General features: G+C 60.6%; 9 protein-coding genes. 5 read left to right on the forward strand and 4 right to left on the reverse strand.

Going from position 1 to position 12179, the window contains the following annotated elements:
• The gene (locus tag QWI75_RS09475; RefSeq protein WP_289268455.1) at positions 1-3258 is read right to left on the reverse strand and encodes an efflux RND transporter permease subunit; all 3258 of its coding nucleotides are present in this window, start codon (positions 3256-3258) and stop codon (positions 1-3) included.
• Positions 3252-3692, reverse strand: coding sequence for a response regulator (locus QWI75_RS09480; protein ID WP_289268456.1), 441 nt, complete (start codon positions 3690-3692; stop codon positions 3252-3254). Before QWI75_RS09480 ends, QWI75_RS09475 begins: the two co-directional genes overlap by 7 nt.
• Positions 3693-4316: 624 nt before the next feature.
• Here QWI75_RS09480 and QWI75_RS09485 point away from each other — a divergent pair.
• From QWI75_RS09485 to QWI75_RS09505, 5 genes are all read left to right on the forward strand, one after another.
• Entirely contained in the window at positions 4317-5216 is a 900-nt protein-coding gene (locus QWI75_RS09485) for a hypothetical protein (RefSeq protein WP_289268457.1), read from the forward strand.
• A gap of 255 nt (positions 5217-5471) precedes the next feature.
• Positions 5472-6719 (forward strand): hypothetical protein, encoded by a 1248-nt coding sequence (locus QWI75_RS09490; RefSeq protein WP_289268458.1) that lies wholly within the window; start codon positions 5472-5474, stop codon positions 6717-6719.
• 165 nt (positions 6720-6884) lie between these two features.
• A complete protein-coding gene (trmL, locus tag QWI75_RS09495) occupies positions 6885-7349 on the forward strand; it encodes a tRNA (uridine(34)/cytosine(34)/5-carboxymethylaminomethyluridine(34)-2'-O)-methyltransferase TrmL (RefSeq protein ID WP_289268459.1) in 465 nt (154 codons plus the stop codon).
• 202 nt (positions 7350-7551) lie between these two features.
• A complete protein-coding gene (locus QWI75_RS09500; protein WP_289268460.1) occupies positions 7552-8007 on the forward strand; it encodes a hypothetical protein in 456 nt (151 codons plus the stop codon).
• 14 nt (positions 8008-8021) lie between these two features.
• Positions 8022-8900 carry a hypothetical protein gene (locus QWI75_RS09505; RefSeq protein ID WP_289268461.1) on the forward strand — a complete coding sequence of 293 codons (879 nt, stop codon included), beginning with the start codon at positions 8022-8024 and terminating at the stop codon, positions 8898-8900.
• Between the two features lie 270 nt (positions 8901-9170).
• On the opposite strand, the gene QWI75_RS09510 is transcribed toward QWI75_RS09505, so the two are convergent.
• Both QWI75_RS09510 and QWI75_RS09515 read right to left on the reverse strand, forming a co-directional pair.
• Positions 9171-10523 carry a sigma-54-dependent transcriptional regulator gene (locus tag QWI75_RS09510; protein WP_289268462.1) on the reverse strand — a complete coding sequence of 451 codons (1353 nt, stop codon included), beginning with the start codon at positions 10521-10523 and terminating at the stop codon, positions 9171-9173.
• Entirely contained in the window at positions 10523-12079 is a 1557-nt protein-coding gene (locus tag QWI75_RS09515) for a sensor histidine kinase (protein ID WP_289268463.1), read from the reverse strand. Before QWI75_RS09515 ends, QWI75_RS09510 begins: the two co-directional genes overlap by 1 nt.
• Positions 12080-12179 lie beyond the last annotated feature (100 nt).

Raw genomic sequence — 12179 nt, forward strand, 5'->3', positions numbered from 1 at the left:
CTAGTGGGAAGAACTCGTCCCGGCTTCGTGCCGGCGTTGTTCGCGCGCCAGCACCAGACTGTGCATCACAGGCACCACGAACAGGGTCATGACCGTCGAGACCATCAATCCACCGACCACGGCGCGGGCCAAGGGGACCATCGTTTCGTTCCCCTCGCCGTAGCCGAGCGCCAAGGGCAGCAACCCCAGAATGGTCGCAAGGGCTGTCATCAAAATCGGGCGGATCCGCTGCCGTCCTGCGGCCAGGACGGCAGCCTGCGGCGGCAAGCCGGCGCGGGCCATGCGGTTCGCGAAGTCCACCAACAGAATGCTGTTCGAGACCACGATGCCCATCATCATCAGGGTGCCGATCATCGATTCAACGTTGGCCGACGTATTGGTCAGGACCAGCATCAGCGCCGTGCCGATCCATCCCAACGGAACCGCCACCAGGATGATGAGCGGATCGATAAAGGAGCGAAAGAGCCCGACCATCACCAAGAAGATCAGCAACACCGCCAGGGGCAGCGCCAGGGCGAAGTTGTTGAAGGCCGCGCGCATGTTGGCCACTTCGCCGCGCAGGACCACCGTGACATCCTTTGGGAGCGTGATCCCGGCCAGCACCGATTCGATCTCCTTGGCGACCCGTCCGAGATCGTTCCCGACCGGAGTCACGAGCACGTTGATCAGACGGGAGAGGTCGTAGTGATCGACGGAATCGGGGCCTGTCTTGATGCGCAGGTCGGCGACATCTCGCAGCAGCACGGGAGGGCCGCGCCGTTCGTCCCCTTGCGCATAGAAGCCGCTGGACAGTTCCAACTGACGGCCGGCGAAGGGGGTGTTCTGGAGCGCGAGCGAGGTGGCCCCCGCGCTGGCTCCAGTCGCCAGGCTCGCCGTCGGAAGCAGCGGCGTCCGCGCCCCGATGATCGGGATGTTGAGCAGGTCCTGAGTATCCTTCAAGTCCTGTTCCGGATATTGCGCGAGCAGGTAGTATCCATTGGCGGTCTTTGGATCGAGCCAGTAATTGGGACTGAGCGCGATGTTCGAGCTGATCCCGGTGATCACGTCCACGATCACCCGATCTTGCGTGATGCCGTAGTAGGCGGCCTTGGTCCGATCGACGTCAATATGCAGCTCGGGGTAGGCCTTGCCCTGTTTGATGCGCACGTCCTCCGTGTCGGGTACCCGCGCCACCTTCTGGCGAATCTCCTCAGCCACCGGTCGGATCAGATCCAGCTTGGGACCTCGGACCTGAATGTCGATTGGCGCGCGCAGGCCGAAGTTCAACACGTCGCTGATGATGCCGCCGGTTTGGAACGCCACGTCCACGCCGGGCAGATCCTGCCGGAGACGGGCGCGGATTTTGGAGATGTACAGATCGGTGGGCACTGCATGACCCGTCACGAGGTTGACCAGGATGAAGGCCGTATGGTTGCCGGTGTTGGGAGCAAACCGCGCCGCATCGCCGAAATACAGCCCCGTGTTGGAGATGATTTGCTCAAGCTCCTCCTTGGGCACTTCCTCCTGAATGAGGGCTTCGATCCGCGCCACGATCGCCGTGGTCTTCTCAATGCGCGACCCCTCCGGCGCGGTGACCAGCAAGGTGAAGTTGCCCGCGTCGATCTTCGGGAAGAACTCGGTGTGCAGGCGCGGGACGACGAAGAGGCCGACGATGACCAAGGCCAGCGCCGCGCCGAGGATCACCAGAGTCCTGAATCGGAGGCCAAGCCGCAACAACGGCTCGTAGACCGTGAGCACATGGCGAAACCAGTCGGATTGGGCCGAGTTGTCCTCGCCATGGTCTTGATGACCGGCTCGATACAGTCGGGCGAGGATGACCGGAGTGACGGACATCGAGACGACGTAATCCGCCAACATGGCAAAGGCGACCGTGAGCGCCAGCGGCACGAACAAGTACTTCACGATGCCCGTGAAAAAAATGATCGGGAGGTAGACGATGAGGATGCAGATCGTCGCCACAAAGATCGGCAGGGTCAATTCGACGGCGCTGTCCTCGGCGGCGCTGCGCCCATCCTTGCCCAATTCGAGATGGCGGTGCAGGTTCTCCTGCACCACGATGTTGTTGTCGAGCAGGGTGCCGATGACCAGCGCCAGCCCGCCGAGCGTCATGATATTGACCGTCTGTCCGGTCAAATACAGCGCAACCAGCGCGGTCGTCAGAGACAAGGGAATCGCCAGCCCGACGACCAGGGCCGCCTTCACGCTGCGGAGAAACAGGAAGATCATCAGGCCGGCCAAAAACGCGCCCAGCAACCCTTCCTTTTGCAGATTGGCGATGGCCTGGCGGATGTAAACCGACTGGTCGTAGATGAATTTGACGGCCGTGCCGGCGGGAATTTCGGTCAGGTGCGCGAGGCGCGCTTTGATGCCGTCCGCCACTTCCAGCGTGTTGGCGCCTTCCTGCCTGGTGATCGGGATATAGGTGGATTCGCGTCCGTTCACGCGCACGACGGAGGTTTGAATGGCGGCCGAGTCGGCGGCCCAGCCGATGTCGCGCACGAAGACCGGCGTGCCGTTCACGACCTTGATGGGGACGTCGTTGATCTTGTCCACGAGGTCGATGAGGCTGTTGGAGTAGACGTAGTAATCAAGGTCCCCGATTTTGATGTCGCCGGAGGGGATGATCACGCTTTGCGAGTTGATGGCCTTGACGACCTCCGACGGCGAGACGCCGCGGGCCAGCAGCCGCTGTTGGTCAAGAAACACGGTGATCTGCCGGACTTGGCCGCCCAACGGTGATCCGAACGCGATGCCGGGAATCCCCGCGATTTGATTGCGAACCGTATAGTAGGCGAGGTCGCGGATCTCCTTCTGGGAAAGCCGATCGCTGCTGATCGAGAGTAAGCCGATCGGCAGACTTGACGCCCCGAACTTAAAGACCGACGGAGGAAACACCCCGGGCGGCAAAAGCCGAATGACGTTGTAGGCGAGGCTCGTGATTTCAGCCTGCGCCGCGTCAATCCCATATTCCGGCTGAAAGAAGACCTTGATGTAGCTCATGCCGGCGAGCGATTGCGATTCGATATGTTCGATATAGCTGGCTTCAATGAACCGTTGTTCCAGCTTGAGCGTGATCGCCCCTTCCATCTCAGCCGGGCTGAGGCCTCGATAGAAGGTCGTCACCAGAATGGTCGGGAGCTTGATCTCCGGAAAGATGTCCACGCGCATCTTTTGATAGGACACGGCGCCGAGCACGATCGCGATCATGCAGAGCGCGAAGACGGCGTAGGGATTCTTGAGGGCGCTTCGGGTCAGCATCGGACTTTAACGGGAAAGGGCACGCGATTCCAGATCAGCCAGTAGCGGCAGAGCGCCGCGACGCATTGAACCAAATCGGCATAGGTGCCGGGCTTGACCACATACCCGTTGGCCCCGCTGCCATAGCAGAGGGACAGGTCCGCCGCCGCATCCGAGTTGGTGAAGACGACCACCGGCAGGTGGGCGAATCGGGGGTCGGCGCGCAGGCGGCGAAGGAAGTCACAGCCATGTCGTCCACAGAGGTTCAGGTCGAGGAGGACTAACGAAGGGAGCGCGTGCATGTCCGGCGCCTGTTCCAAGAATCGGAAGGCCTTCTCTGGATCGGATTCGGTCCGAAGCGAGACGCCGATGGCCGATTGTTCGAGCGCCAGGCGGAACAGTTCGTTCTCTCCGGGGCTGTCTTCGATCAACAAGATGGAGGAATGGCCGGCCATGATCGTGTCCGTCGCACAAATCCAGACGGAAGCTTCAGCAGGGATCGTGCCATGGCCTGGCTCCCTTCACGTGACCGGACCCCTTATAGAATGTGACGAAAACACGGGCATTTCGGTGAGATGAAGATTCGGTTACGGGCGGAGGAGGGGGGCGGAGGGCGGGAGGGTATGGAGAAATGCCAGAGTGGAAGAGGAGAAATTCCAGAGCGGTAGGGAGAGGGAATAATCAGGTGAGGGAGCGATCAGGCCATCCTTCTTGCTCGCAGAGCCCGCACTTCGGAAAGTGCTCGCTCGATGCGCGCAGTTGAAGGACAGCCTGATCGCTCCCTCATGAAGAAACGGCCGGAGACCTGGAATCTTGGGAGAGGAAGCAACGAGCAAGCTTGGAAGGAGCATTATAACGGTGAAGGGCACTCGTGCCGATCCCTTGCTCCCGGAACGCGCACGCAGGATCTAATCCCGCGGGAGATCTCCGCCTGTAAAGGGGGGGAATCTATAGACTCCTTCCGTCCATAGGTGCCCTTATTTGGTCAGTATTGCAATTGACAAGCTGTCCTGAGGAAAGTAGCGTAGTGTCAGCTCTCGTGTTCCTCAATCTTCTTATTCCCACTTCCAAGGAATCAAGTGGATCAACAAAGCAGCTCTTTTCAGGGCAGTGACCAATCTCTTGTTGAACGATTTCCGCTTATAATGCATTTGCTGGGCAGAAACTGGCTTGGTAACCATCCAGATTGGCCGTCTAGCGGGAAACCTTTTCAGTGGTGGTCACCCTGGCTAGGCCAACTGGAGGAGGACCTGGCCATTCTTTCTCAGAAGTTCACCTTCAATGAGGTAAATCGCCAGTACAAGACATTACTGCGAGACCACTCTAAATTGATGCAATCCGTCTACGAGATTCACGGAGCAGCATTACTTTGCCCTGTATCTTCAGATCTGATGGTTCATGTTGCACGGCATCCCGATTCGAATACCAACTTCGACTACAAGGCGAAAGTTCATGGTGTCATAGTGAACGTGGAGACTAAGACACGCGATGACAACTTCTTAATCCCGCGGAATCGCATTATAAATGACGACGGCGAATACGCCGGATATTTTGTTGAGCGTGAAACTATCGATCCGCATGACGCGCCGGCTCTCAACGCTAGGGCAGGGCAGAAAGCACCCGGTAGCCAATACCAAGCAACTCCGGAAAGCACGGTCCTCCGACAAGTGCTACTTGAGGCATTGAGTCAGCTTCCGGAAGACGGAGTGAATATAGTTTTTCTGGCTCATTTACAGGGTGAGCGGAAGGACCTTGAACGCGCCTTGTTCGGAACAGAATTCTGCAGGCTTAGGCGTGATCATTCAAACAAGACTTATACGCCAGAATGGCGATTATCACCCACTGGAGCATTTCGTCCGGACGAGAAAGGAGAACCTTTTCGGAGGCTGAGTGCAGTATTGTGGTTCCGGCTGAGTTCCTTAGGCGGCCCAGTTGCCAGAGCCTACAACCTTTATCCCAACCTTATGCTTCGTCATTAATGCCAGCTAGCGTTCAAGATGCATTACAAAGATCTATCAATCACCTAGCGAGGGATTTCAGCTAACTGTAATGAAATGAGAAAGCTTCGTCCAACAGCGTAAACTGGTGGTTGCGACGCTTTTTGGCTGGCGTAGTGGAACATACCACCAATTTTTTGGGAGTCTCCAAATATCGATCCAAAGCCAGGTAGGATACCCACCTACGATTAATCACGCTTTCCTGGGCGATGAGGTGATTCCTCGAAGGAGGAAAACATGAAGCCCGATAGGATAGATTTAATGGGGCGCAGGCTTCTGCATTCGATGGACGAGATTGGATCACGGATCAGGGGGATGGTCTTTGTTGGCATCATGATCGGCGCAGTGACCGTAGGGGCAGCCTTTTTCGTTCCGCCGGTGATCGCAAGCCATCAAGGGCATGAGAGCCATGCGGGTGAGGACAGCCATGACGTGGCTGGAACGGGACACCCGATCCCTGGCGCCTCCTTTCAGGTGTTCATAGCTAAGGGTAAGGAAACGGCGGAGAGCGCAGCGCTCGAACAGACCCAGGCGGATGAGGCAATCAAGACGGTTGTCGATGCCTTGAGCTTCATGATCCAGCATCGGACCGACTATCCGCGATTCGATGAGAGCGTCACGCGCAACCTGCTCGAACAGGTCGTGGTCGAGCCGAAAGTGGTCAATCGGGAAGGGAAGGAATTTCCGTTCCTGGTCGCCCGCACGAACGAGCCGGGCCGGGTCAGGCTGCTGATCAGCGCCTCGTCGCTCAAAGACAAGGGGTATCTGGGCCACCCAGAGCAACTGGTTCCGGTGTTGGCCCGAGAATTCCAATGGGTCGTGAGCAAGGCGGATACGGCCCCGAAATCCAACACCGTCTCGCTCGAACGCGATCTCAAACATGCCCCGATCCGTACCAACAGAGAGATCGGGGAGCTGTCGGCGGAAGAGCGGGCGCGTCTCCTGCAGCAGTTGTTCGGGAGCTATCTGACCACCGTGGATGATCAGAAGAGTCTGGAGGGGCAGCCGTTTTACGAGGTCGGGACCACCAAGCTGGTTCAGCCGGCGCAGCCGGATTCCACGATCAAGCTCTATGACATTCGGATCCGCGAGGCTCTGCAGACGATCGTGCGCGATCCCTCTTTTGAGCAGCAGACTCCGAAAGCGGTGAGGAGTCTCTTGAACGGCAAAATCTGGAACGTGTCGTTCGTGAAGATCGACCAGCGGGATTGGGCCACGAGGACACGCGTGCTCCCGGAGGAGCAATCGGTGTTGGTGGGGGAGCGAGAGCGGTCGGTTCAACCGGCCAAGATCTTGGTGAATACCTACCGGACTGCCGCGCCGGACGATCCGTTTTATGCAGATACAAAGGGATTGCCCATGGGTGCGCTTTCCGCGGACCAGCTTGCCCGCGTCATTGCCTTGGAGATTGAGCGCAATATCGTGGAAAAATCCATGAAGGGCCATGTGGCCCAGGATGAGAACAAGGGAGGAACCAAAGAATAAGTTCGCCTCGCGCGGCCAAGCCTGATGCCTGAGCCCTGCAGGCCCTCACTGCGTCCCAATCTGTTCCAGCCACTCTGTATATGAGCCGCGCGAGATCCCCTCTTGGGGGCTGGTAGGCTCTTGAAGTAGACTGGCCAACCGGCGCCTCGGCCGATACTTTGCACCATGTTCGATATCATTCTCTTCCAGCCGGAAATTCCCTCGAACACCGGCAACATCATCCGTCTCTGCGCCAATACCGGAGCCAGGCTGCATCTGGTCAAGCCGTTGGGGTTTACGTTGGAGGATCGGCTCCTGCGGCGGGCCGGGTTGGACTACCACGAGTTCGCCACGATCACCGTTCACGAGACCTGGGCCGATTGCGCGACATGTCTCAAGGATAGCCGTCTCTTCGCCGTCTCCACCAAGGGTGCCCAGCGGTATGACTTGAATCAGTATGTCGCCGGGGATGCGTTCATCTTTGGTCCGGAAACGAGAGGATTGCCGCCCGAGATCCTTGGCAGCGTACCTGCGCAACAACGAATCCGGGTTCCGATGGTCCCCGGCAGCCGGAGCCTCAATCTTTCCAACACCGTCGCGTTGGTTCTCTACGAAGCCTGGCGGCAGGTGGACTTTGAGGCCGGCCGGTGAAAAGGCATCGGAAACCAGAACTTCGCCTCTGCAAGGAACCGGTCTTGTAAGTAACGGCCACCGCCAGTGGAGCGGCGTCTTGCGTTCTGTCTCCACCGGGGCGTAGACTCGCCCGCCTGTGAGTCGGCGCGAACCGGCGAAGGGTGAGGCTTTGCGCATTTGGGGTTCATCGAACGAAGGCAAGGCGCCGGTCGCTCAGCTCATGTGTGCTGGGCTCCTCCTCCTTGGCCTCGGCGGCTGCGGCAGCAACGACGAGGCTCCTGCCGATACGGCCGCCACGGTGGCCGGCGTGGACGCCGACAACGACGGCGTCCGAGACGATGTCGAAACCTACATCGATCAAACCTACAGCAGCGGGACAGACGGTCCGACCCGTGACGCCTTGCGGCAATATGCCAGGGCGGTGCAGGCCGCTATGCTGGATGCGGGGGATCAATCCCGCTCCGTCACCCACGCCGAATCACGGTTCCGGGCGATCGAATGTCTGATGGCCCGGAGGCCGGTGGATTTTCCGACGGTCTTCTCCGACTTGCGTGCCCGCATCCTGAATACCGATGCCCGGTCGAAGGCCTATTTGCAGGCCGACGGGCAGGTGACGGCGACTCAGATAGCCTTGCTGCCGGCGGACCAGTGGCCGGCTGCCTGTGTAACCCCATGAGGGCGAAGGAGAGCATGAAGGTGCGGTCTCGCCGCTTGATCATGGTGCTCGGCCTGCTCGCTTTGCTTGCCGGTACGCCAGACCTCGTGGCCGCCCAGACGGGGCCTCAGCTAGCCTGTCAGAATCCTTCAGCGCCGCGGATCGACATCTTCTACGTCAACGGAGTCACGACCACGCTCGACGAAGCGCGGGTCAATGCCGGCAAGCTGGAGCAGGAGTTCCTGGGACGCCTTGCGAGCCTGCCGGCCAATCTGCAGGGCTTCTGCTACCTCTTTCATCTGAACTACAACCCGACGCACGGGGAGGTGAGGGACTTCCTTGAGGCGGGCGAGCAGCGATTCGGATTTTCTCCGACGACCTTCTGGCAGGGATTAGAGAGCGTGGCAGTGTTCTCTCCGTTGCTGACGCAACTCCAGGGTCCGATGACCGACGTGAACCAGATCGACCAGGCGACGATTCAGCGCCATGCGGCACGCTATCGGCAGGAGATCCTGGCTCCCTCCTGCCGGCGGGTGCTGGTGGTGCCACATTCTCAGGGCAATCTCTATACGAACGCCGCCTACGACCTGGCCTTTGCCGGTCCTCCGCCGAGTCCTCCGGCCGGCGCCTTGAAGATCGCGGGCGTGGCGACGCCGGATTCGCTGGTGAAGGGAAACGGGCGGTACCGGTCGTCTTCAACCGATTCGTTGATCAACGTGATTCGTCTGACCCTGTCGAACACCTTGCCGGCCAACACCAATTGGGGCGGCAATCTGCTCACCCTGATCGCTCCCGCCTACTCGGGCGGCCACAGCTTCATCGGCTATCTGTCGTTCGATCCCAGCCGAACGGATATTCTGAACGACATCCAAGCCAATCTGAACGAACTCGCCGCGGTCAACCCCTGTCCCTAGCCCGCATTATTCATGAACGCTTCTGCTGCAATCTCGGATTCGCCGCTGCGACGGAGCCTGCCGGCTGGCGTGCTCGCCGCTCAGTCCCTCGACGTACTGTTTCAAGTACGCCTTGGTCCTTCGCGGCTGTGCTTGCCCGTCTCGCCTGGCGACTGCCCGATTTCGCGACGAACCGTCATGAATAATGCGGGCTAGCCGCATCTCATGAAAGGTTGAGGTCGAGGCTGAGGCTAAGTGCCAGATGCTTTGTGCTAAACCTCGACCTTAGCCTTAGCCTTCTGACGGCTCGCTCATGCCGTACCGCTTCAGCTTCGCCAGCAGCGTCTTGTAGTCGATCTGAAGCGTCTTCGCGGCCTGGGTCTTGTTCCCGCCGCAGGAGTCGAGCACGCGCAGAATGTGCCGGCGCTCGATCTCGTCGAGCGAGAGGGTGGTGTCCTCCGCCTGTGTGCGAAGAGTGGATGGCGGCAACAGGGCGACGACCTCTTCCCTGGTGATGGGGCCGGCGCCAGGACTTGTCAGGATGATGCGTTCGATCACGTTGCGCAGCTCGCGGACGTTGCCGGGCCAGTGGTGGGCGGCGAGTTGCTCCAAGGCCTCCGGCGAGAGGCTTCGTTTGTGGGGGCCAGGGACCCGCAGGCTGTGAAGCAGATGTTCGGCCAGCTTCGGGAGGTCCTCCTTGCGGTCGCGCAGGGGCGGCACCCGCAGGGTCACCGTGTTGATGCGATAAAACAGATCGTCGCGGAAGCGCCCTTGCAGCACGAGTTCCTGCACGTCCTGGTTCGTGGCGCCGAGGACCCGGACGTCGGCATGGAGCGTGCGCGTGCTCCCCACGGGCCGGAATTCGCCGCGATCCAGAAAGCGCAGCAACCCCACCTGCATGGAGCCCGGCATCTCGCCGATTTCGTCGAGGAACAGGGTGCCGCCCTCGGCCGCCGCGATGAGGCCGGACTTGGCGGAACCGGCGCCGGTGAAGGCGCCCTTCTCATGGCCGAAGAGTTCGCTCTCCAACAGTTCCCGGCTCACGGTCCCGCAATTCACGGCGAGGAACGGCCCCGTTGACCGGCGGCTCAGCGCATGGAGGAGCCGAGCCACCACTTCCTTGCCCGATCCGGTTTCTCCCTGGATCAGCACCGGCGCGTTGGACGGGGCTACCTGCGTGATGAGGGTCTTCAGCCGCTGCCAGGCGGGGCTGAGCCCTTCGACAATGGTGTCCCTCAGAAACCCGCCGTGTCGCGCCGCCAAATTTTCCTGCCGGAGGGCCCGCATCGTTCTGAGCTTGGCGAGGGCCGCCGTGACCGAGGCCGCGTCGAAGGGCGTTTCCTTCACCAGAAAATCCCAGGCTCCGTCCTTCATGGCCTCCACGGCATCTTTCACGTCCGCGTGGCCGGTCAGCACCATCACGTCGATGTCCGGTTGCCGTTCCTTGATCCATCGCAACACGGCCCGCCCGTCCATGCCAGGCATGCGCAGATCGGTGATCACGCAATCGACGGAGGCGGTGGTGAGACAGTCGAGGCCGGCCTGCCCTCCCGCCGCCGTCAGGACATCACAGCCCTGTTCCCGGAGCGTCTGCTCCAGGACGAGCCGCACATATTCTTCGTCATCAATGATCAAAATTCGCATCAGGAGATGGCCTGTGGAAAGGCCAGGTAGAAGGTTGCGCCCTGTCCCGGCATGGATTCCGCCCAGACGCGCCCGCCGTGCTTGTCCATGACCAGTTTGACGATGGCCAGACCGACGCCGGTGCCTTCAAAGGCCTGCGCGCCGTGCAATCGTTCGAAGAGGCCGAAAATACGATCGGCATAGGCCTGGTCGAATCCGATGCCCCGGTCTCGGATGCAGAGGATCGTCTCAGTCGCGGACAAGGTGCCGGTCACGACGATGTCGGCCGGCTCCCCAGGCCTGGCGAACTTCACGGCATTGTCGAGAAGGTTGGCGAGGGCTTGTCTGATGCTGACCGGTTCGCCATAGAGGTCGGCGAACGGGAGATCAATGGTGATCCTGGGCTTGGGACCTTGCGCGCCGGAGAGGCGCTCGGCCGCCAGCGTGCCGAGCATTTCGAGCAGGTTGAACCGCGACATCGGGAGCGAGGCCTGTTCCAACCGGGAGTATTTTAGGAGCGCGTCGATCATGTGCGTGAGGCGCAAGGCCGAGGTCCGGATCACGTCGATGCGGTGCCGCAACTGCTCATCCTGAGTCTGGGCGAACTGTTTTTCCAGGAGGGAGGAGAACCCTTCGATCTCGCGCAGCGGGCCCTTCAAGTCGTGCGCGACGGAGTAGGTGAAGGCCTCCAGCTCCTTGGTCTTGCGCTCCAGCGCCGAACTCCGTTCCCGAAGATTGGCCAGCATGGCCGCCAGGGCCTTCGATAGCCGGCCGACCTCGTCCTGACTGGACAGGGGTTGAAACCGCGCGGCCAGGTCGTGATGGGCCACGCGATCGGCGGTGGCGGCCAAACTCCGGAGCGGCTCGGCGATCTGGGAGTGCGCCACGGCGTAGGTGAGCAGAATCAGCCCCGCGAGGAGCAGGATGCCGGCGACCACGATCACGGTGCCCTGTTGAGACAACAGATCGCCCTCGGCTTTCATCTCCGCGGTCACGGCCGTCTGAAGGAGGACCAACCGGATCAGATGTTCAGACAGATCTTCGAGCGAGCGGGGGAGACCGTCGGAGGATGGTTCCGGCGAGGCACCGGCCCGCTCGGCCCATAAACTCTCCACATGGGAGAGCGTGGAGGCGATGGTCGAAACCAGGTGCGCTTCTTCTTCGACCAGGTCCAGCCGGCCGTGATCATCAAGCATGGTCAGGAGCCGCGGATGGTGGGGACGGATTAAGTGCGTGCCGCGATAAACCTCGAGTTGACGCCGCAACGTGTGCGAGATGGCTTCCCCCTGGCGGAACGATTCACGGGCCTCCTCGGCGGTCGCGGCATGCTCCCATCGGTGAAAGGTCAGGCGCAATTCCCCGGCAAGCTGCTGCATCGCCGCCGTCGTCGCCAAGGCCGGCACCGTGATGCGGTGATGGCGGTCTACGTAACTGTTGATTTTGGAGAGGTAGAACAGGATCGCCGCGAAGCTCAGGCCCAGCACGACCAGCAAGATGCCGAAGGAAGTCAGCAGCTTCTTTCCGATGGTCAACCGGCGGAACAATCGGAGCGGCGAGCGCAGGAGAGCGAACGACATGGCGTAGCCTACCATAGGGGAGCCATGGAGGCCAGAGATCGGGGCGTCGGTGGTTGGCCGGCGCCCTTCAGGGATACAGTATAGTTGACAGAATGTCCTG

It is taken from the genome of Nitrospira tepida (genome assembly GCF_947241125.1).
Lineage (GTDB): Bacteria > Nitrospirota > Nitrospiria > Nitrospirales > Nitrospiraceae > Nitrospira_G > Nitrospira_G tepida.

Bases quoted from the DNA above. Each gene is read 5' to 3' on its own strand.
- QWI75_RS09475 (WP_289268455.1), bottom strand. From the start codon at position 3,258: ATGCTGACCCGAAGCGCCCTCAAGAATCCCTACGCCGTCTTCGCGCTC.
- QWI75_RS09480 (WP_289268456.1), bottom strand. From the start codon at position 3,692: ATGGCCGGCCATTCCTCCATCTTGTTGATCGAAGACAGCCCCGGAGAG.
- QWI75_RS09490 (WP_289268458.1), top strand. From the start codon at position 5,472: ATGAAGCCCGATAGGATAGATTTAATGGGGCGCAGGCTTCTGCATTCG.
- trmL (WP_289268459.1), top strand. From the start codon at position 6,885: ATGTTCGATATCATTCTCTTCCAGCCGGAAATTCCCTCGAACACCGGC.
- QWI75_RS09500 (WP_289268460.1), top strand. From the start codon at position 7,552: ATGTGTGCTGGGCTCCTCCTCCTTGGCCTCGGCGGCTGCGGCAGCAAC.
- QWI75_RS09505 (WP_289268461.1), top strand. From the start codon at position 8,022: ATGAAGGTGCGGTCTCGCCGCTTGATCATGGTGCTCGGCCTGCTCGCT.
- QWI75_RS09510 (WP_289268462.1), bottom strand. From the start codon at position 10,523: ATGCGAATTTTGATCATTGATGACGAAGAATATGTGCGGCTCGTCCTG.
- QWI75_RS09515 (WP_289268463.1), bottom strand. From the start codon at position 12,079: ATGTCGTTCGCTCTCCTGCGCTCGCCGCTCCGATTGTTCCGCCGGTTG.